Source organism: Bacillus sp. FJAT-47783 (assembly GCF_022808615.1).
In the GTDB taxonomy this organism is placed as follows: domain Bacteria; phylum Bacillota; class Bacilli; order Bacillales; family Aeribacillaceae; genus Bacillus_BZ.
The window spans coordinates 1-21,196 of sequence record NZ_JAKZKS010000012.1; the positions used below are offsets into that span (position 1 = coordinate 1).

21 protein-coding genes, 3 pseudogenes and 1 other annotated feature are annotated in these 21,196 nt (G+C 35.0%); of the genes and pseudogenes, 6 read left to right on the forward strand and 18 right to left on the reverse strand.

Annotated features, from left to right (window positions below):
• The first annotated feature begins 390 nt into the window (after window positions 1–390).
• From MLD65_RS18395 to MLD65_RS10205, 3 genes are all read left to right on the forward strand, one after another.
• The gene (locus tag MLD65_RS18395) at window positions 391–768 is read left to right on the forward strand and encodes a YhjD family protein (RefSeq protein ID WP_481748515.1); all 378 of its coding nucleotides are present in this window, start codon (window positions 391–393) and stop codon (window positions 766–768) included.
• 123 nt (window positions 769–891) lie between these two features.
• Window positions 892–1,179, forward strand: a complete 288-nt coding sequence (locus MLD65_RS18400; RefSeq protein WP_481748516.1) for a DUF3238 domain-containing protein — start codon at window positions 892–894, stop codon at window positions 1,177–1,179.
• Between the two features lie 1,148 nt (window positions 1,180–2,327).
• Window positions 2,328–2,552 carry a hypothetical protein gene (locus MLD65_RS10205; RefSeq protein WP_243291768.1) on the forward strand — a complete coding sequence of 75 codons (225 nt, stop codon included), beginning with the start codon at window positions 2,328–2,330 and terminating at the stop codon, window positions 2,550–2,552.
• Between the two features lie 583 nt (window positions 2,553–3,135).
• Here MLD65_RS10205 and MLD65_RS10210 read toward each other — a convergent pair.
• Window positions 3,136–3,675 (reverse strand): annotated as a pseudogene (locus tag MLD65_RS10210) (DUF1572 domain-containing protein).
• Window positions 3,676–3,841: 166 nt separating this feature from the next.
• On the opposite strand from MLD65_RS10210, the gene MLD65_RS10215 reads away from it, so the two are divergent.
• Window positions 3,842–4,006, forward strand: a complete 165-nt coding sequence (locus tag MLD65_RS10215; RefSeq protein WP_243291769.1) for a hypothetical protein — start codon at window positions 3,842–3,844, stop codon at window positions 4,004–4,006.
• A gap of 902 nt (window positions 4,007–4,908) precedes the next feature.
• On the opposite strand, the gene MLD65_RS10220 is transcribed toward MLD65_RS10215, so the two are convergent.
• Window positions 4,909–6,147 (reverse strand): MFS transporter, encoded by a 1,239-nt coding sequence (locus tag MLD65_RS10220; RefSeq protein WP_243291770.1) that lies wholly within the window; start codon window positions 6,145–6,147, stop codon window positions 4,909–4,911.
• Between the two features lie 99 nt (window positions 6,148–6,246).
• Window positions 6,247–6,499: a binding site (T-box leader), on the reverse strand.
• A gap of 175 nt (window positions 6,500–6,674) precedes the next feature.
• On the opposite strand from MLD65_RS10220, the gene MLD65_RS10225 reads away from it, so the two are divergent.
• On the forward strand, window positions 6,675–8,147 hold the full coding sequence (locus MLD65_RS10225; RefSeq protein WP_243291771.1) for an alkaline phosphatase family protein: 1,473 nt from the start codon (window positions 6,675–6,677) through the stop codon (window positions 8,145–8,147).
• 450 nt (window positions 8,148–8,597) lie between these two features.
• Here MLD65_RS10225 and MLD65_RS10230 read toward each other — a convergent pair whose 3' ends face one another.
• The 11 genes and pseudogenes from MLD65_RS10230 to MLD65_RS10275 all read right to left on the reverse strand — a co-directional run bounded on the left by MLD65_RS10230 (window position 8,598) and on the right by MLD65_RS10275 (window position 15,093).
• The gene (locus tag MLD65_RS10230) at window positions 8,598–9,128 is read right to left on the reverse strand and encodes a GNAT family N-acetyltransferase (RefSeq protein WP_243291772.1); all 531 of its coding nucleotides are present in this window, start codon (window positions 9,126–9,128) and stop codon (window positions 8,598–8,600) included.
• A 437-nt stretch (window positions 9,129–9,565) separates the two neighbouring features.
• Window positions 9,566–9,955: a hypothetical protein gene (locus tag MLD65_RS10235; RefSeq protein ID WP_243291773.1), complete on the reverse strand. Its 390-nt coding sequence runs from the start codon at window positions 9,953–9,955 to the stop codon at window positions 9,566–9,568.
• Between the two features lie 39 nt (window positions 9,956–9,994).
• Window positions 9,995–10,198, reverse strand: coding sequence for a helix-turn-helix transcriptional regulator (locus MLD65_RS10240; protein WP_243291774.1), 204 nt, complete (start codon window positions 10,196–10,198; stop codon window positions 9,995–9,997).
• 296 nt (window positions 10,199–10,494) lie between these two features.
• Window positions 10,495–10,779 carry a hypothetical protein gene (locus tag MLD65_RS10245; protein ID WP_243291775.1) on the reverse strand — a complete coding sequence of 95 codons (285 nt, stop codon included), beginning with the start codon at window positions 10,777–10,779 and terminating at the stop codon, window positions 10,495–10,497.
• Between the two features lie 429 nt (window positions 10,780–11,208).
• Window positions 11,209–11,535: a GNAT family N-acetyltransferase gene (locus MLD65_RS10250; RefSeq protein ID WP_243291776.1), complete on the reverse strand. Its 327-nt coding sequence runs from the start codon at window positions 11,533–11,535 to the stop codon at window positions 11,209–11,211.
• Between the two features lie 36 nt (window positions 11,536–11,571).
• Window positions 11,572–11,847, reverse strand: coding sequence for a chorismate mutase (locus tag MLD65_RS10255; protein WP_243291777.1), 276 nt, complete (start codon window positions 11,845–11,847; stop codon window positions 11,572–11,574).
• A gap of 298 nt (window positions 11,848–12,145) precedes the next feature.
• The gene (locus tag MLD65_RS10260; RefSeq protein ID WP_243291778.1) at window positions 12,146–12,526 is read right to left on the reverse strand and encodes an aspartyl protease family protein; all 381 of its coding nucleotides are present in this window, start codon (window positions 12,524–12,526) and stop codon (window positions 12,146–12,148) included.
• The gene (locus MLD65_RS10265) at window positions 12,523–12,771 is read right to left on the reverse strand and encodes a hypothetical protein (RefSeq protein ID WP_243291779.1); all 249 of its coding nucleotides are present in this window, start codon (window positions 12,769–12,771) and stop codon (window positions 12,523–12,525) included. The genes MLD65_RS10260 and MLD65_RS10265 overlap by 4 nt, the downstream gene beginning before the upstream one ends.
• A 154-nt stretch (window positions 12,772–12,925) precedes the next feature.
• Window positions 12,926–13,743: pseudogene (locus MLD65_RS10270) on the reverse strand (tyrosine-type recombinase/integrase).
• A gap of 357 nt (window positions 13,744–14,100) precedes the next feature.
• A pseudogene (locus tag MLD65_RS18405) lies at window positions 14,101–14,184 on the reverse strand (asparagine synthase-related protein); the annotation flags it as partial.
• 108 nt (window positions 14,185–14,292) lie between these two features.
• The gene (locus tag MLD65_RS10275; RefSeq protein ID WP_243291780.1) at window positions 14,293–15,093 is read right to left on the reverse strand and encodes an RDD family protein; all 801 of its coding nucleotides are present in this window, start codon (window positions 15,091–15,093) and stop codon (window positions 14,293–14,295) included.
• A 93-nt stretch (window positions 15,094–15,186) separates the two neighbouring features.
• Here MLD65_RS10275 and MLD65_RS10280 point away from each other — a divergent pair, with 93 nt between their 5' ends.
• A complete protein-coding gene (locus tag MLD65_RS10280; RefSeq protein WP_243291781.1) occupies window positions 15,187–16,164 on the forward strand; it encodes a stage II sporulation protein M in 978 nt (325 codons plus the stop codon).
• Here the strand turns inward: MLD65_RS10280 and MLD65_RS10285 are convergent.
• Genes MLD65_RS10285 through MLD65_RS10305 form a run of 5 tightly spaced genes read right to left on the reverse strand, consistent with a single transcriptional unit; the run spans window position 16,142 to window position 21,130 of the window.
• A complete protein-coding gene (locus tag MLD65_RS10285; RefSeq protein ID WP_243291782.1) occupies window positions 16,142–17,500 on the reverse strand; it encodes a DUF58 domain-containing protein in 1,359 nt (452 codons plus the stop codon). The genes MLD65_RS10280 and MLD65_RS10285 overlap by 23 nt on opposite strands.
• Window positions 17,451–18,380 carry an AAA family ATPase gene (locus tag MLD65_RS10290; protein WP_243291783.1) on the reverse strand — a complete coding sequence of 310 codons (930 nt, stop codon included), beginning with the start codon at window positions 18,378–18,380 and terminating at the stop codon, window positions 17,451–17,453. The genes MLD65_RS10285 and MLD65_RS10290 overlap by 50 nt, the downstream gene beginning before the upstream one ends.
• Entirely contained in the window at window positions 18,343–19,518 is a 1,176-nt protein-coding gene (locus MLD65_RS10295) for a DUF4350 domain-containing protein (protein WP_243291784.1), read from the reverse strand. The genes MLD65_RS10290 and MLD65_RS10295 overlap by 38 nt, the downstream gene beginning before the upstream one ends.
• Window positions 19,519–19,523: 5 nt before the next feature.
• On the reverse strand, window positions 19,524–20,177 hold the full coding sequence (locus tag MLD65_RS10300) for a DUF4129 domain-containing protein (RefSeq protein ID WP_243291785.1): 654 nt from the start codon (window positions 20,175–20,177) through the stop codon (window positions 19,524–19,526).
• A 20-nt stretch (window positions 20,178–20,197) separates the two neighbouring features.
• Window positions 20,198–21,130, reverse strand: a complete 933-nt coding sequence (locus MLD65_RS10305; RefSeq protein ID WP_243291786.1) for a hypothetical protein — start codon at window positions 21,128–21,130, stop codon at window positions 20,198–20,200.
• Window positions 21,131–21,196 lie beyond the last annotated feature (66 nt).

Genomic DNA, 21,196 nt, shown 5'->3' on the forward strand with positions numbered 1-21,196 from the left:
CTTTCCCCTGAATCCAGTCCTCCTAACTAACAGAGCCCTCTTGTGGCTTTGGACACTCCCTTCCTTTGCAGGGTTATCCGACTCTGCCAGCCAACACGGTTAGATTGTCGCCTGTTCCAGGTTTTGCCTTCAGGTCCTCCGCACACTTCCTCACGGCAATGCACTACCTGTCGGCTATACACTTCCGCCACTACGGTGTGTTCGGGACTTTCACCCGTTAGTCCGATGCGCTGCCAAGCGCACAAAAGCACAGGAAGACTTACACTCCCTGTGCCAACAGCTATCAAATCGAATTTATTCATTACAAGAACAAAAAGGGAAACTGATCCATGCAAGAAGGAGTCTTGAGATTACCTTGTATTCCTCCCTTTCATTTTTTTAAGGTTAGTATTGATCCCTCCTATTACAACGGAAGATAAAGACATAGCCGCAGACTACATTATCCTTCACTTGTTGAAAAAAACCTTAGAAAAGGACATCGAGGCAATCGAGGCGTCGACGATACGCCTCCAAAAACCTTTGATTGGACTTTATAGAACAATAATTCATCAACTAAATCTTGATATTAAGGAAACACACCGTTCCATGCAAACAAAAGGCATTAAAGTGTTCGAACGAGAAGTGATCAATGAGGACATATGGCGTTATACGTACGTTGTGCGTGGATACGAAGGTGAATTTCGATTCTGGACAGCGGCATTGAGGCGCCATATGCAAAAACGCTTCACGAACTATTTAGACGTACATAAAGAAGATGACTTTTCGTAGTCCAAAGCCCGCCAATCTACCGGATATGGGAATGCTGTTTTAAACCCACAAATTGTCTTAACAACGGGATATGATAAGAATTATAAACTTATAGACGATAGAGCACTTTATAGTGATATTCATATTCAAAATGGAGAATACGTAAGTGACTATATTTATCATCGCATGGGACTAGCTTCTAGCAATCCATTAACTACAGCGCCAGATATTGATGTTTTTTATTATGCAAAGGTATTTAAGGATGGACGTGGAGAATTCTATGGTGTACATGATAAGGCACCTTCACATGAGTTTTACATTTCAGTATATCCTGGGGATTTTTATGCACCAATTCATCAGCATACTCATAGTGGTTTTGATTATTTATGGCCATGGACTTCAAAGGAAGTATTTGAAATTAATTTTTATTAAAATAAAAATGGGGCTGTCCGAAAAGTAGTATTTACGCCCCGAAATCTAAAAAGTTTGACCCAAAGAATGTTGATTTCACAGCAATATTTGGTTCTTAATATTGGAGTACTTTATCCTAATATAGACTTTTTAGACAGCCCCTCCCTATGTTTAAATTAAAAGTAATATGATTACGACTATTTCCTCTATATTTTTAATCACCTCCCTACTTTTTATAAACGAAAAAAATAGACAAATTGTTCCGATACTATTAAAAAAATTAATAAATAATACCTATTTATCCACTATATTCTAGTAGATTATCAATAAATTATTGAATATTATATACAAATCTAGTTAACATAAGGCCAATGATGGGAAGTACTAAAAACCGCCTATCCCTTAATCCACAAGGAATCGGTGGTTTTTGGTTTTCACCCGTTTTTGCTGGATTTTATACATCGTTGATAGATTAAGGATTTTCCTCTTTTCTGAAGCGTTGAATCTTGCATAAAAAAGGGGGATTCTATGCAGTCACTTAGTTGAAAAATTTTTTCCACCATGCTTTTTTCTTGTTTTGTTGCCGCAATCTCAAATTGTTTTTCTTCTAAAGAATTTTGAAGCTCTTTAACTAAAAGTCTATCTCTTGTCTCAATAAGATTCTCTAATTTATACTCAATTGTGCAGATCGATTAACTAATGATGGTTACCAAAAACCACTGTTTTTGTAACTACTTTGTCCATCCATTAACAGTTGAATGATTGCCATTGGATTTTAATAATACCAAAAGATATGTCCAAAAGTATCACCAAATACTTTTACCACAACTTTAGAGTGCTCTTGACTACTTTACTTTGCGGTCTACAGCAAGAACCCTGTCATCAAGCCTTGTTAGAAAGAAAGATGACAATCGAGGACGAATGTATCAGTGTTACGATTATAGTTGCTGTTATTACCGTATTTTTCATTTAATATGCCTATGGATTTTAGATGTGATATATCAATTCTACTGTTTATTTATAAAGTGTCATTTTATTCGATTCCAATGCCAATAAAACATAAATTTTAAAATTCTCTTTCAAACATTTACATATCATTTAATAAATTTGGTATAATTTAACTCAAAAAGGTCACTTCAATTATTAATAGAAACCAAAAGGAGGACATTATGGTTGGATTAGTCGCCGTTGTGATGATTTTTTCGATTCCAATTATCGCAATCGTAACGGATCATTTTCAAACACAAGCAAAACTTAAACAAAAAATGATTAAAGAAGAATTGGAACTTGAAAAGCTTAAACACGAAAACTATATGCTAGAAACAGAAAAAATGAGACTTGAACTCGAACACATGATGAAAGAAGACAAAAAAGACACGACTAATTTATTGTAATATTCTAGTAATACCATTTTCACAATTAAATTCTTTTATAGATAAAGATTCTGCTAAACATCCACCTTAACATTAATCACATGCGCATTATCTTCTATTTAGCCTTTTCTACCTTTCTATAGACGAGACGAAAATCGTTCCAACCGAAAGGGGTTGTACATATTTTAACTGTGAAAGGTAGGTGATCAAAATGCGAAAAAGGAAATATCGTTCATTTGCAGCAGATAGCGGCTCCTGCACTAACTTTTGCGTCAATGTGTGTACAGCTGTATTTAGAACAGGTGTTCAGCAATGCATCAATGATTGTTTAGCTTGTGGTGGAGAAAGCGGTCCATTTATTTTTTTATCTGATTCAGATTTCTTCGACGACGATGATGACGAATGCTAGAAAAGCTTGCAAGTCTATGCGGAAAAACTTATTTTAACTTTTAGATAAATAGATTCATTTTGATAATGAATAAACTAAAAGCTAGGGATTTTTTAAAGCAACTCTCCCGTTTTGTACTTTGCAATATTGGGGAGTTGTTTTTAAACTGAGAAATATTTCTCGTTTAATTAATACTTGCTGATATGAGTAACCTTTTTATTTAAAATGCTGTTTTTTTAGCATTTGTTGTAAGAATTCTTCCGATTTTCCTTTCGGGATACTAAGACTTTCCCAATCATTATTTTTAATTTGTTTACCGATATAAACGATCTGTCCTACGTGATAAGCGTAATGAGCTACTTGCCTCTCGATTGCTTCTATCACTGAATGACGTTCGCCTCGAATATAAACATTTTTCAATAAATCTTGTTCTTTTAAACAAGTTAGTGTATTAAATAAACAATTCCATCCTTTTTCCTACATAACTAGTAATTCTTCCTTTGATTGTAAATGATCTTCAAATTCTTGGTCACGATTTCTATCAGGTTTCTCTCCATCAGAAGATAAGAAGTCAGTCCATCTAGATACCATATTTCCACTTAAATGTTTAACAATTACATAAACACTATTTGACTCCTCATTCAAACGCCAATGAATATCAGCTTCTGATAGCTGAGCAATTGTTCGTTCGCCAAGGACTTTCATACTTTTAAACCGATCCGTAACAACGTTTAAATACACATTTCCAATGCTCAACGTTTTCCCTCCTGCTTTTATTCTTTCTATTTTTTTGATCCTATACATCTGTAAACACCATTATGGTGAGTTATAATTTCTTTAAAATTAATTCTTTTTAAACTTCCTTCCATTTCTTGACAATAATAATAGTTCTGATTCTATGTGGGATGGAGTATATACAAACATGCAAATCATTGATTTTTTATGGGGAGAGGCTTTCGCTAAACTTAACTTGATAAAGCATTTGAAAGATACCAATAAACCAGTGTTTATTGGCATAGGGAAATACGACATTTTGGTTGCTCCGACTACGTTATGGTATTCAGTTGGTGGCAATTACCCCATGTAAAAAAAGTGATATTTGAATATAGTGGCCATAATCCTATGTTCGAGGACTCAAAATCATTAAATTCCATCATGGTCGATTGGATATAAAGATTAAATAAATGATTGAAACTTGAAGATAGTTTGATTTGCTAGTTAAATCAGTCTGTCTTTCTCTCCACCATTTATTCCAATACATTTTTATTCATTAAATCTTCAACTTAACAAGCTTCCAAAAAAAATTACAAATGACAAGAATATTGATAAACCTAAAGTGATCACAATAGTTATTATACTTCTAATCATCGATTTCCAATCATGAACACCTGAGAAACCAATCATTCCAAAAACAAACGTAATGGTAGTAATAATTAAGACAATTCCCAAGCGGTGAACACCTATTACGTTTGTCACAATGGTACCCGGTGAAATAATTAAATATAAAACTAGACAAATGAATGAGAAAATAAATGACCAAACGTTAATCGTTTTCTTCATGTAAAATCACTTCCCTTACTACAATTCTACAAGTTCCTCATATTTTATTGACTCAAAATTAATTTTATTATCATCAACTACTTTATCATTCTTGACTGCAGACTAACCAGTTTTCCCAAATTTCGAAAAATTCACCCGAGCTTTGAAAATAAATCCTAACTCATGTATAGTAAATACACAATAATTTCTGGCTAAACTTACAATTTCTTTTTCTTCTCTAATATCTCGGTAAAATAATCCCAATATCCAATCGCTAAATACCCAACAATCCCAAATACTGTAACAAGAACCATAACGGATAATGTTATTTTTACTCCCCCTTCTTCTTAAAATAATTCTACATCACCCTAAATATTCCTTTCCCTTCCATAAATCAACTATAAAAGCACACTCCTTATTAAAAGGCTGTGCTTTTTAAGAAATAAAATTTTAAACACTTTTACCACCCTGTGATGGAACCGTACGATAATATCCCCTCTTTGACGGATGAACATTAAATAACAATAACGTTACAGTGATTAATAACATGACAATAGCTCCACCAATAACAACCAAGCGAATGGAGAGGAATTGAGCTAAAAGGCCAATGCAGACGGCAGTCATGATGACTAGAACTGCTTCCACTAGTTCATATACACTGCCAATTCTCCCCATCATTTCAACAGGAATATGAGCTTGATAAAAGGTATGAAATCCTGTATTAGCAAAAGCTAGAGAAAAAGAAAGGACAAAGAAACCAATCGCTGCCATGAGATACCCTTCTGAAAAAGCATATAGAAGATACCCTACCGAAACAAAACATGAACCCAATCCAATTAACGAAGAAGTCGTTACTCTTTCTGAAAATATTGTATTTATGAAAGCACCGATTGCAAACCCTATGCCCGCAATACTTACGAGAATCGCATAATCATGACCAGATAATAATAAGACTTCTTTTGCAAAAGTAGCTTCCAGTGAATCAACTGCTGCTGTCATCACGATCATCCCATTAAACAAAAAATAAATGATCATCACATAAACACTGTTTCGACTAAAATTTAAGACCGCCTTCCAGTCCTCTTTTATTAAATGCATTGAGAGCTTTTGAACATGTGTAGTATTAAAAGAATCCTTTTCAACATTAGGCATCAAGAAAGTGATAACTCCCGATATAAAAAGTGAGAATGCATTGAAATATATGGCGAATGTTGGCGTACCTATCACAAAAAGCATCCCTGCAATGGCAGGCCCTAAAATAAATCCTCCTGAATCCACTAAACTGCGTAGGGAATTAAACCTTTTTCGATTTTCAGGTGGAATGAACTTCGTCATATAAGTCATCGCAGCAGGACGAAAGATAGAGCTTCCCATATTTATTAGAAAGACAATTAAATACATTAATTCTATTGAAGTAAATAAAGAAATAGATGCAATCAATATTGCACGGAATAAATCAAGAAAAATCATTAATCGTCGCTTATTTAATCTGTCAATCAAGCTTCCTGCCCAGCTATTTGTAAATATGGCAGCTAGAGGCTTCAAAATATAAAGAATCGCAACGGCAAGTGGTGATCCTGTATGATTTAGAACGATTAAATTTAGTGCAATGAGATAAATCCAATCTCCTATATTCGAGATTCCGATCGCGAATAACATCATGATTGGATACTTCCTAGCTTTCTTCATTTACCTTCCCCCATCCTTTCTTTAAGATTGACTTTTTATTACTTGAACGGAATATGAATTTTTAACCAATAAAAAAAAATCCCACCCCCAAGACTTAGTCTTAGGGACGAGATTTTCTCGTGGTGCCACCCCAGTTCGTTCACATGTCACCATATGAACCTTTTCAGGTACGACATTTCAAAAATGCTTATACCCTAGCTCGATAACGGGAGCTCCCGTCACACCATCGCTTATGAACCGTTCCGATGTGCCGCTCAGAGACTTGCTTCAATAAAAATTTCTTACTCCTTTTCAGCATCCGGAGCTCTCTGTGAAGAAAATTTTTATCTACTCTTCTCTTCATCGCATTTAATTTTTCTAAATATTAACACTTTATAAACACCATGTAAATATTTGAACAGCTATTTATTAGGCAAATTACGATACCGTTTATACATCCTTATTTTCTATTGAAATTTTGTCAATATTAATGAGAAATATAACGAAAACTAATGATAGAACTGTTTTGGTGAAAGGAAGCGTTTTTGATGACAGTAGATCCACCCGAGAAGAAAAAGGTAATTATGCTGTTCATTGATACATTAATGGATTGTACGTTACAGGAAGCGATCAAGAGCGGAAAAGCTCCTGTCTTTCAATTTTTTATTAAAAATGGGTATAAGGTTCCTAATATGGTCAGCCCCTTTCCTACCATGTCTGTTAATGTTGACAGCACATTAATTACTGGTGTTTACAGTGATCAACATAAAATTCCAGGTTTAGTCTGGTTTAATAAGAAAGAAAATCGGATTGTTAATTACGGAAGTCATGTACGAGAACTGATAAAATTAGGCTTAAAACAGTCAATGGAAGATATTTTTTACCATTTAAACCATAGCCATTTAAGTAAAAAACAAAAAACCATTCATGAACTATTGATGGAAAAAGAGATTGAAACAGCATCTATCAACACTTTACTGTATAGAGGAAGTCAACCTACACAAATAACATTTCCTTTTCTCATGTCTTTGTTTACAGGGATAAAAAGAAATAAAGTAGCGAATGCGCCTTATGTCCTTTCCTACGGGGCTATGGCAAGGTTGAATCCGACAAAAAGATACTCTTTATTTTGGCAAAAATATGGATTTAATGACAAGTTTACAGCGAAGGAATTGAAATATCTTATCGAACGAGAAATGCTTCCAGCCCTTACAATTGCTTACTTTCCTGATTTAGATCAACACATACATAAAAAAGGGCGAATGAATACAAATGGGATAAAAAAAGTAGACAAAGAGCTGCAAAAGATCCTCAATACTTATCACTCATGGGAAGAAGCATTAACGAATCATATCTGGATTATTCTAGGCGATAATGGCCAAGCATGGATTGATCAAAATCGACATGCTGCATTGATCGATCTTCGAAAACTGTTACACATGTATCAAATTCCAAAATTAAAGGATGGAATACGTCCATCAGATCAAGTCGTTCTTGGTGTGAATGAAAGAATGGCTTTCATTTATACACTGGATTCAAAAATAGTACCTTTAGAAGATTTGGCAAACGTCTTGAAAAAAGATGAGAGAATTGATGTCATTGCGTGGAAAAAAGGAAATGCCATTATTGTAATTTCCGGTATTCAAGATGGACAGCTTACTTTTCATCCCGATGGAGAGTTTAAGGATGAGTATGGACAATCTTGGAATATAGAAGGTGATATAGAACTATTGGATCTCTCCATGAATGAAAAAACAATTCGTTATAAGGATTATCCAGATGCACTAGCAAGGCTTCACACGGCGTTTTTCTCACACGAAGGTGATTATGTTGTTGTTAGTGCAAAACCAGGTCATGAGTTTATAGGTGAAGGGTCTCCAACTCATGTTGGGGGTGCTAGCCACGGTGGATTGCATGCACAAGATTCACTTGTTCCAATGATCGTAACTGGAACAAATACAAAACCAAAGAACCTGCGCATGATAGATGTTAAAGATTGGATTCTATCATTAATTTTGTAAGAAATCCGTAATTTATTAATCGATAGATATTGTTGATAATAACGGTAAATGGTCAGAATCCTTTGCTGTTTCTTAGATAACTTCTGCTTTTACAACCTTTAGTTCGGGACTAACGAAAATATAATCCAATCTAGCCCTTGGACGATTTGATGGACAGGTGTTGAATATAATGGCTTCAATTTAGCATCAATTCTTATTAAACAAACCTGCCTTAAATTGAACAATATATAGCTCAATAAGACTGGAATAATAGCCCAATGGAATAACTGAATTTCTTTTATCAGTCAGTGTAGACGAATTTTTTTATTCATTGTAACTGCTGTCAAATTGTTTCTCAAACTAATATAAAACAGTTACTTCAAAAGGACGTAAAATATGTCTTATTTTTTTGATAGGAGCCCACTACGCTCCACATGAGTAAACTTTCCACATCAAAGCTATAATTCTTACCTATTTAACCAACTTATACATCAAGACGTCGTCTACATATTCATCTTCGTTAATCTTAAACTCTTTTACTTTTCGCCCTTCCTCGACAAACCCGAGCTTATTATATAACTCTATGGCTCTTGTGTTCGAGGAGAACGTGCCTAACGAAACTTTTTCGATTACTGGATGCTGCGCTGCCCATGAAAGGATCTCTTCGATCAAAAGCTTGCCAATTCCCCTATTTCGATAGTCTTTCTGTAGCATGATAGCGATAGATCCTGTGTGGTGCATCCTTTTTCTCTCTTGTGACCGGAACACGATCCAACCTACTACTTTTCCATTCATTTCTGCAACATACATTGTTTCTCTATCATGCTCGATAATTTTTTTTATCCATTCTTGTTGCTCTTTCACGGTTTTATTAAACTCTTCTGAAACTGCTATAAAATAGTCCTTTTCTTTAATGACCTCACGTTGAATATCAAGTACTGCTTCAGCATCTTCTATTCGAACCGTCCGAATCATCGCTTTATAGTCTTGTATTGCTAACATGCTTTACCTCCTCTGTCATGTAGACTTCATATTATTCTATAGATTTCGCTGATTACTTAGATCCCACCGCAGCCTACTGCATTTTCTAAAAGTAATTCTCAAAAGCTTGTTTAAATAACAAGTCATCATCCAAAAGGAATCTAATCGGCTTCCTCATTCTCCTCAACAACAAAAAGCTCGCACATTTTTCACAGTTAGTAAAAATATCCTTTAGTTCATATCCAACATACCCATGGGTACATTCCCGATGTGATCAATTTTTAAGTTGTCAAATACACGCGCCAAGGTTTTACCCTTTTATTAGATCTTTTTAGTTATAAGCCCTTTTATTGGACACACAAATTATCCAGAAATTCCAAAAAAACTATCATACAAGGGTTTGTTCAATAAAGAAGGCTATCCCATATTAAAACACCTCACCTGCAAACACAATACTCTTAGTAACGTTTTGACAATACAACAAACGAAGAAAATACAGTTATTATTGTTAATGTTGCTAACAAACAAACCGTCTGATATCCATTTAAGTCAAGGATTTCAAATTGAAAAAGTAGCATAAGAATAATCATATACCCTAAAATAAAGAAATAACTAAAAAACATTCCTCTTTCTCGTATTCGTTTTGAACGTTCATCATTTTCTTTAAATTGCGGATATAGGTATGATAGACAAAAGGACATAACTGTCGTACCTAAAAAAACAAGTTCATGTCCGACAAAGAAAGCCCCTGTTGTAACGCTGGCAAAACCTATTAGCAGACTATAAAACAAAAATACAAAGCCACTTATTAAGAAAAACCTTCTCCCTACTTTACTGCTCATTTGCATAAAAATCCTCTCCTAATCTAAAAATATTATCTTGTTATACTATTCTTCTTCATCTTCTAAAAGGAAAACTTTTTCTACAATTGTGTTAAAACAACGTGCAATTTGAATAGCGAGAGGCAACGAAGGATTGTAACGTCCCTTTTCAATTGAAATAATTGTCTGTCGAGACACACTCAACATTTCTGCCATTTGTTCCTGAGAAATCCCATTCTCCTGCCTCAATTGTTTCATTCGATTTTTCATATAAGTAAACATCCCTCTCTATACATCATTATAATGTAAAGGACACTTTACTGTGAAGGTTACTTTACATTATAATAGCACATCTTTAAATAGTAGATGTGCCATCTGCAAACTATTATTGACTTTTTTAACTGGGCCTAAAGAGCTCAATGAAAGTTTTGTACACTAAGCTAACTTTAACCTATAATAAAGTGATCATTCCTCTCTATGTTGTTAAGAAATCGCACCCTTATTATTGAATAAAATATTTTTGCTGTTGTTATGAAAGAAAAAATGTAACTACAACACTAAGTTAATTAAGCAGCAATATTTTTAAGCCAAATCAATATACGTATCACTTGGAATGGTTCAAACCAAGCGATTAAAAACAGAACGATAAAAAAAGAAGCAAGTGATATAAGTTTTATCCTACTTTTTTCTCCTTTAGCGATAGCGATAAAACTAGATAAAGCCCCTAACAATATAACAAAAGAACCTATAAGTACGATAAATTCAAAATAACCTTCTATTATCCAATTAAATCCAAATAAAAGCAGCCCTAAAACTGTCAATGCCAATGACCATATACTGAATGGCTTCATAATCCTCCTCCTCTAAAATTGATTTTGCAAATTATAAAGCAATGATCATTATTTCTTATTTCACTAAACTGCCCTTTTCAAGCGTAACTTACAAATTTTAGATGAACTAATTTCCTTTCTCCCTCCAGAATATATTGACCAATCATAAAGAAAGACACTCTTCTTGTTAAAGAAAAGAGCCCGATTGAGAAAGATCGATGTTTGATAGTAATTTCTAAAATTAAGAAGAGCATTTAATAACACAGTGAAAACGAAGACCAATGAACACAATATGAAAGATAACTTCTTCATTTGTAGCTCCTTTTTCATTTTAAAGATTACATTATTGTTTATTATATTCACTACTTGTCTTAATTTTCCCTTCTTTCACTAATCTGTCATTAACAACAATATTAAATTCTATAGTAAGCCTAAATTCATTAAAATCTCCTAAACAAACCCTTTCATTCTAATCGCTTTTCCATTAAGGTCAAGTCCAACTTCTTGCATCCCGTTCTTCAAATAAAATTTTATATTTTGCGGGGATACTCGAAGGTGATATTCTGAAACATTTTGTTTCTGAAAAAAATTCATAGCATAATTATGTAATTCATTTCCTATTTGTTTGCCACGTTTTTCTGGGATTAGATAGTATAGGTGAACATAACCAATATTTGTATCATTATACTCACGAATGGATAATTCTAGCTGCCCAATATTCAAAAATACGAAAGAGCTGTAAAAATGGCTTTTACTAACGCGTCCAAGAAGAAACACCAAAAACTGTCATAAACGCCAGTTTCTTTACTTTAATTATTTATTTTTTGAATGTTGAACCATTTCATGTTGTATGAAACATGAAATCATTGTTCGATATATTTCTTCAATAATATTAGGATTTACATTATTTTCATTAGCTAATTTACGAACTTTTTCAATAACAGCTTCTACCCTTTTCGGAGCTTTAACATCTTCAGCATCCTTTTTGAATTTAGCAGCTTGTTCAACAAACCGGCTTCTTTCACTAATTAACTTTACGATTTGGTTATCAAGACTATCAATACCTTCTCTACTTTTACAATCTCTCATCTAACTATCTCCTCTCTGCTCAACTTTTTGAAAGTTCAATTTAATTTAAACTGTTTGTCTTACTGGCATCAATAAATAATTCAATTTTTGCATCTCATAAATTGCACCATAAGATCTTTACTAAAAGATATTCTATCCGTGTTAAACTAAAATCCAAATCAATGAGCCTTATGCCTTTAAATGGCCCGATTCACGAAAAGGCATATTCCTCAATAATCGCCCACCCTAAACTAAAATAAGCGTATCCTTGTTGAAAGATACGCTCTATAGCTAAATTGATAGGAAATGCATATTTCGATTAATAATTTTGAACTAATTCTAATTTCTCTAAGTCAATTATAAATTTACCATTCATTAAGATATCAAGTCCTATGAGACCATTGATACCCCAATCATCTAAGTTTCCAAAATCCAGCTTCATTTCTGTTATTTCATGCGCACCGAGCTTAATAAAATCAACTAGCTTTCGGAATGAATATTCCTCACCGCCAACCCCATACGCACTGACTAAAGGATCTCCATTCTCAAAATAAATACCGATGTCCTCAACTATGTCAGATGAAATAAGTGTATGAGCTGCACCAGTATCAATAACAAGCTTATCTATTATTTTCGTTTTTCCTTTATATGAAATCGTCATTTCCACTTCCAGTAATCGATTCACAAGCTCTAACTTCATAATCTCATACCTCTTAAGCCTGTTGGGGTTCTAAGTTCAATAACAATTTTATCGGAACCTGTATGATAAACAATGGTATTCCCTTTTGATTTAATCAACTCTTTTGTAGCCAATTTAGAATCTTCAATGACATTAATTAATGCTACATCTGTTACAATTTTTCTATCATCTTCTAAGTAATAATCAAGGATATTAAGTTTTACATATTGATCTGGGTATAATTTACGAACCTCTTCCCATTTCATAGTTTATCACTCCTTGTTTTGCTTCCTATCATTACCATAACATATTCCTATGACAACTTAAATAAATACCTCTGTTAGTGAATCAGAAATCCTGTATTTAGCAGATATAACTTTAATATGTGAATTACCCCTTTTGATTTTAATTAAAACCATTTCAAAAATACTTACTATAAAAATCGTGTCTCAACTTTCCACTAAACTGACCATATATTTTAGTGGTCTCACTCATTTCATGACCTAGTAAGCTCTGAATTACCTCAAGTGGTGCACCGTTATTCATCATATGTGTAGCATAGCTGTGTCGTAATTGATGAGGATGTATACTCTTTTTTATTCCAGCGCGATTCGATATTCTTTTGATTACATATCTTAAGTTATCGATACTCATACGCCTTTTCGGCCTTCTTTCCGTAATGAATAAACAAGGATCTTCATCATCTCGTTCATCAAAATATCTTTTTAACCAAATGGAGCAACGTGTATTAAAATATACTTCCCTTTCCTTATCACCAATAACCGAATTCATCTAAAAATTAATATCATCTCGATTTAATTTTTTCAACCTCCCCAATACGACATCCGGTCGAATACATAAACTCAAATAACGCATTCTCCATCGTTGTATGGCAAACTTCCCTAATATGTTCAATTTCTAATTCAGAAAGGAATTTTGGAATTCTTTTACCTAATTTCGGCTCTTTTAATTTAGCAGCTGGATTCTTCGAAATATAGCCTTCCTCATGCGTCCATAACGCACCGAACCCTGTGTCCTAAACTAGATGGCTTTAAGTGATCTCCTGCCTTTACTAGATACTCTTTTAGTTTCTCGGTTGTCAATTCACTCATATCAATATCACCGAAAAATCGTAATAGGATATTATATTGAAAACAATATGTTTTTAATGTAAGTAGTGAATATCCCTCAATTTTTTTATCTTGTTGATACTTTTCCCATACTTCGGATAGTAACATGATTATTTCACTCTCCTAATGTAAAAATCCATTAATCTAAATTCGATTATGTTCAAAGAGAGTCTTTTTCAAACCCTAGTTATTCAACAATCGCAAACTATGAGAAACAATGACACATAAGAAAATGGCACTTTCTTTACTCCTGGAAAGCGCCATTTAACAGAAGACTCGATTTAGATAATCTTAAAAGACCATTATAGATCTTCAACAATTGCACCCGTTACTTTAAAAGCGTGATCAAAAAGCCCTAAATTTCTAGAAAAATAAAAATACACCACCGTAAAAAATTGGTAAAACTAAAGTAACCCAACTCAAAAAATACCAATATGCGAGGTGCATTTTTGTTTTTTAAGCGAATTAGACACTTTTTGAATACGCTCTATGACTTCTATAGCCCAAAAATAATTGGTCCGCACATTCATCTGATAAAATAACTTTGACATTGTGCTTGGCTTCGAATTAACAGAAATGTGTATATTGTACTCATAGAAAAGCAAGGTTCCGACGTTGGGTAGATTCTAAATCATATAATTCTTGCAGGTCAACCTTCTACATCCAATCCCACTCCTCCCTTAATTTCAAGTAAAGTATGAGAAGGATGTTTTCTAATTCCGTTTGGCTTTTTCGATTTGATTCTACGCCAATTTTCGGTAATAGGATGTCGGCAATTTGTTTTGTGAACAGATTTCTTTGATGAATAGGCATCTGCAAAAAGCGTTGGCTGTATGTGTTAATAAGCTCCCACTCTTTTTGTCCGAGCTGCTTTAATTCCCATTCTCCAATCTGAAGTTTCTCATGAGAAAGTCCTCTTCTCTCTATTTCCTTTTCAAGAGGTGAGCGCTTTTTGCCTTTTTTTCTTCTTTCATGAACAACGATCGTTCCTGCTACTAAGTCACCAATTCTTTTATGCTTCGAATGAAAGAAAAGCATAATCATTCCAAGAAAATAATAAAAAGGTAAATAGTCAATAACTCGTAAAAAATTGCGAATAAAGCTGGAAAGCAATGTAATACTTTGTCCGTTGTCTTGAATGACGCGAATCCCCATCATTTTTTTCCCCGGTGTTCTCCCACCGTTAAAATATTCAAAGGCAAAAAAATAACCCCAGTTAATTAAAAATAAAACAAGAATGAATGTAGCAAACAATAAAGACGACATTTTTTCTATAAGCAAATAGAAAGGATTGTCACTATCGAATATGAAAATAAGAGCAACGAAAAGCAAAACATTACCAATCAATAAAATGATTTGATCGATAATATTGGCTGCTGCTCTACTTCCTAATCCAGCAGGACGAAATTGAAGTGATACGAATTCCGGTGTTTTAATATCTACATATTCCTGATTCATAATAATCTCCTACCTTTAAATGATACCTGTTATATGTTTCTATTTTTTGATAAACTTACTATAATGAAGTCTAGTATTAAAGTAGGTGTAACAGTGAACATCAAACAATTTGTTAAACAGCATCGAGATCATTGGGATCAATTAGAGCAAATGGTCACTATGCTACATAAAAGATCGAATAAAATGACAGGGCCCGAAATTGATCAGTTCCATCGACTCTATCAAAAAGCAGCCCAAAATCTTGCCTATAGTCAAACGTACTTTCCGAAAGAAGACATAACGCTTTACTTAAATGAACTCGTGGCTAAATCTCATAATCTTTTATATCGTGACCAATCTTCTAGCCTAAAGCAAATTCGTCACTTTTTTCGTGTAACGTTTATCGGCTTGCTTTTAGAGCAGTGGAAGTTTATTATCGCTGCCATGTTGTTATTTACTATCGGAGGAATCGGCGGCTACCTTTCCGTGTTGCATGACCCCCTCCACTTTTATTCCGTTCTTCCCGAGAGTATTACAAATGGGGTCGATCCTGAACAATTAGGAATGAGCGACGGAATGATTGACTCCCCGCTTATGTCGGCTAGTATTATGACGAATAATATCCAAGTTGCCATATTAGCCTTTGCTGGAGGGGTCACCTTTGGGATTTTAACGACCTATTTATTACTTTATAATGGAATGATTATTGGCGCTCTAGCGGCACTTTTCTGGCATTATGGAAAAACGTATGAATTTTGGGCTTATATTGTTCCGCATGGAATGATTGAGTTAACTGCTATTTTTATCGCGGGTGGTGCAGGGTTACTAATGGGTTTTAAACTCATCGTTCCAGGAAATGTTTCAAGAGGCTACCAATTAAAACAACAAGCAAAACGCTCTGTTCAGTTGCTTCTTGGTACCCTCCCTCTTTTTGTTATTGCTGGAGTTATTGAAGGCTATATTACCCCTGCAGCCATCTCGCTTGAAGCGAAATATATGGTTGCATTTTTAACAGTCATTGGACTCATCGTATATATGGTGATCGGAAAGCTATTCCTTGATCGAAACTTTAAACCAACCCACGATTCATAGTGTCTATATAATACGTAACGGCTGTTGCCGCTAATTTTTCCTCACGCGCCTCCAACATTTGGAGGCCTTGCTTTTCCCATTTAAGTTTCTCCCGCTTTTTCATTAGCCATTGCTGCTGAGCCATACTTTTAACCATCGCTGTTTGCACATTTACAGGTTCATCTTTGATTCTTTTTAATAAAACTTCATCTTCTATTCCAATCACGAAAAATTTATGGCGCTTTTGTAGCCGTTTCAAATAAGTAAGGGCCGCTTCTTCGTGAAGAAAGGTATGAACATCACTGAATAACAAAAGCATGCTTCGCTTCTTTTGAACCGTTTGAACGTAATGAAATACGGCTCCATAATTGGACTCGCTTGCATCCACTTGAATATGATAAATCGATTGAAGAATCGTTTTTAAATGATTCATCCCTTTTGCAGGTGGGACGAATACGTTAACATCTCTTGAAAAAGCTAAAACGGATACATAATCTCCATTCCGTAATGCTGCAGCTGCAACCGTTATGGCCGCTTCAATGGACTTCTCTAACCGATTACAGTGAGTTAATTCTGCTCCCATCACCCGCCCGCAATCGATCAAAATGGTCACATACTTCCCGTGCTCAGGCTCATGCTCATTCACCATCACGTCGCGAAGTTTGGCTGTTTGCCGCCAATTAATTTTGCGCGGATCATCTCCTACAGCATAACGGCGAATTTTCGCAAACTCTCCAACGCCACTTTTTTGCTTTCGAATCTTTTGCCCCTCAAAAAGCAAATATTGTTGTGGACTTTCCAATAACTGTTTCGTCTCGCTTAAGTCTGGAATAACCTTAATGATACCTGGTAAATGAACGATTCGTTGCTTTTCCCAAAAGCCAAGCAAACTTTTATAGCGAATGTAAAGTTTATTCACCTCATATTCACCACGGACAGAAGCCTTCGTTTCATAAGTTACAACGGTTTTGGATTCTTTTTGCATCTCTCCAGATAACGGAAAGGGTCTAGCAAATGATTGTGGAATCCCATCTATCACTTGAAAACGAAGGGGATAGTTAGAAAGATTCGTGATTTCGATATCAATTTGATAAGGTCTCGCTCTTTCCATCTCTTCTGGAAATGTCCGTTTAAATGTTAACTCACTTCTTTTCGCTGAAATTGTCAAATCAAGTAAGCTCACAAAAATAATTAGTAGATTGACCGTTATTACGAATTTCCATGATACTCCCCAAATGGTTCCAATCAGAAGGAGAAGCGAAAGGAAGACAAAGACGAGTAAGAATCGAGATGTTGGGATAATCCCATTACCTCGGAACAGAAACTGACCCAACCAGCTCATCAATCGTTTGATCAACGGTCGTTCCCTCCAATTCTATGTGTGGAGATAGTTGAATACGGTGTCGTAATGCTGGCTTTGCAACCATTTTAATATCGTCAGGCGTCACATAATCTCTCCCTGATAGAAAAGCCCAAGCTTGAGAAGCTTTCCCAATCGCAATCCCCGCTCTTGTACTAGCACCATAAAGAATCGAGTCAGATTCTCTCGTCTTTCTAACAATTTGCATCATATAATCAAGAACGTCTTCACTTATGGTTACCTTCTGTATCGCTCTTCTCGTTTGCAAAAAAGTCTCCATATCAAGTATAGGCTGCAAATCATCCTCTTCATAACGCCCTTCAAAAACTTGTCTTAACACCATTTTCTCTTCTTCAAATGATGGGAAGTCAATATGCAGTTTAAATAAGAATCGATCTTGCTGAGCTTCTGGTAGTGGATAGGTTCCTTCAAATTCAATCGGATTTTGTGTTGCCACAACAAAAAAGACATCTGGTAATCGGTATGTCTCTCCTTGAATAGTAACTTGTTTTTCCTCCATCGCTTCTAATAAGGCCGCTTGTGTTTTGGCCGGAGTACGGTTAATCTCATCAGCAAGTAAAATATTCGTAAAAACAGGACCTTTGACCGTCTCAAATGTGCTTTCATTCATATTGTAAATGGTGCTTCCTGTAATATCACTCGGCAATAAGTCTGGGGTAAATTGGATTCGCTGAAAAGTACCACCGAGAAGACTCGCAAGCGTTCGAACCATTTGCGTCTTCCCTGTTCCAGGAACACCTTCAAGCAACACATGTCCACCTGCTAAAATAGCAGAGAAAAGAAGCTTTAAGTTTTTAGTTTGCCCTAAAATTCGTTCCTCATATTTTTCGAGTACGGTTGTTAACTCTTGATTCATTTCTTTCAACCTCTTTTCTGAATCGATCTAATTTCTTTGACCATAACAAATATTCTTGCTTACTAATATGTTTTTTCGCTAACACATCGGTTAAGCCTACTAAAAATTGCTCAATCTCTCGCCTTGTCATCGAGTGACATTTACTCTCAAGCTCATCTAATTTCTCTCTCCATTCTTTTTTAGATGGAATTCCCCATTTTTCTTGCATCAATAGATTCATATAATCAGCTTGGATCGATAACGAGTCTTGATATCGTCGGCATCTTTGATACCATGCGGCTAATGCTCTAATTTTTTCATCACTGAAGCGAACACTTTCTTCCCTCGGCACGAAAATAGGGCCAAATCTTTTCCCTTTTCGCATAAGCCACAATACAACAAGTATTGCTCCCTGTAACAGGATGAGTAAATACCATTTTGGAAATAAGGTTAGAAAATTTGAAGCATGTTCTTCTCCATGTATGTAATCATCAAATAAAATAGTGTCAGGGCGTTCCTTATTAATGAAAGAGATAACAAGGGAAAGATGATCTTCCTCTAATATCATTTCATTTGTCAGCCATTGTGGAGAATTAACGACGATCAAACGTCCTTTTCCGTAAGGTTTTTCATAAGCAATGACTCCAACATCATCATAAAGTAGTACTTGATCCTGCTTATTCACCTGAAAGCGTTCCGGAGTGTTGACGTATCCTCTATGTTTAACCCCAGTTTGATCATAAACGATCGAAACATCATTCGAATCTTCTTTTGTATATTCGAATTCACTCTTCGCATCGAACATTCCATTAGGATTTTCTGTAAATAAGAATATCGTATTTCCTGCTTCCATAAAGTTTTGATAAGCATCCAATTCTTCTTGCTCTGGAATAAAAGAAGGTTCTACCATGATAAGCAGTTGATTATCATTCTGATTTGGTAGAAACTGTGGCTGATGCGTCCATATTTTCACAGAATCTGTTTCATTTTCTAACAATGTATAGAAAGCTTTTACACCTGTTGGAGAAGGAGAGTGAGCTAAATAAGCAGGGTAATCTTTCGGCTCTGGTGACACTAGAAAATAGTTAATAGTGATAAAGATAAGAATAGTTATCATGAGCCAAATACTCGTTCGTCTACTAGAAGTTTGTTTTCGCAAATTCCTCACCCTCCCTCTATTCGGCTAGAATTTTGCTCTTGTTCGGGCATTAACCATTTCATGACACGTTTTCGATACTCTACATATTCTCCTTTATCAATGCTTTTTTCTCCATACGTTACTTCATCAAAAATGAGAGCAAGATCGAAAAAATGATCCGCTCCCGTTTGATCCACTCTCCTTAACTCATCGTAGTAATCCCAGTTTGTTTTCCAAATTTTCGCTTCCAACCATTCTTTCTCGTGAAAGTGCAGAAGAAGTGCTAAAAACATATGGCGAATCGACAAAGAATAGTTTTCTAATTGCTCTTGCCTATGCGCTTCTGTTAAATGCTGTTTGGATGACCATTGGATTTCATTCAACGATTGCAAAGGCTTATTCATACTGTGTTGAAAACTATGACGCATGCGACGAGCTACGAAAAATAAGATGACAAGAAAGATTACGATGATAGTCATTAATAAGCCGATCGTAACTATACTTGCCGTACTACTTGTTGGTGACAAATCAGGAAGCCACTTTTCTAATTGATCGAAGACCCAATCGTTGAAATCATTCCACCAACTATCAATCATACTGTCGTTTCGATCGTAAACGGTATATTCCTTTTTATGAAGGATATGTTCTAGTTCACCTCTCGCTTTATCAGCATCGATCATTCACAATCACCAACCTCTAACTAATTCCCGTTTAAGGAATGAACCTCGGAATACTCTTCAACCATCTCTTTTAAATCGTCTGCATCATTTCTCGTTTTTAAATCAAAAAACATAACGGCAAACCCAACTGTATAAATCATCGTCGTGAGCATTGTTACTAGATTCGAAATCAAGGTATACAATACGCTGTTTCCTAAAAGGAACACAAGCGTAACTTCAATTACGATACTAATACAAGTAATAATGAGTAATAAAACAACATACAACCCCATTAATATCCAACCACGACCTTTTGTTAAAATCCAACTTCTTCCGATTCCAGGAGCTTTATTATCAATGACAACAGAGCCAAAATAAAAACTCCACCGCGTTAATAAATAACCGATTCCAATGGCAAACCCAAGAAATAAGATAATCGCGGACAAAACCCCAAAGAGTGGATCAATTATTAAGCCAAGGACGGCTATTAATATAATCATGATCACAGGTACTAACATCAATACAATTGCCATAAACCCGTACAACACACTGCTGACAAAAGTCTGCCAAAATCGAGAAAAGGCTTGTTTAATAACCGACCCAACCGTAAACGTTTCATTTTTACGAATACGGTCTATTGCAAAAAATATCGCAGCCCCTACAATTGGATAAAAAATTAGACTAATAAATCCCAATAATACAAATCCTATGTCAGCTACTAGATTACTTGAATAATCTGTTACATTCGTATCATCAAAACTTGTGAAAACTTGTTCAAGCCACATATCTCCTTCACCTACTTCCCGGAAAAAGCTCGTTCCAGAAAGCATATCAAAAATGGCTTGAAGAAAATAAATAGGACCGAAAAAAATCAAAAAGATGAAAAAGAATGGAACAAAATACGTTTTACTTAAACGAAACGTATGATCCAAAATTTCTCCAAAAGTTTTCGGCTTACTAAACTTTACATCCATCTTATATCCTCCCACATCAAAAAGCTTCACGAAAAGTGTCAACACATTGCTTATTTTATCATTATT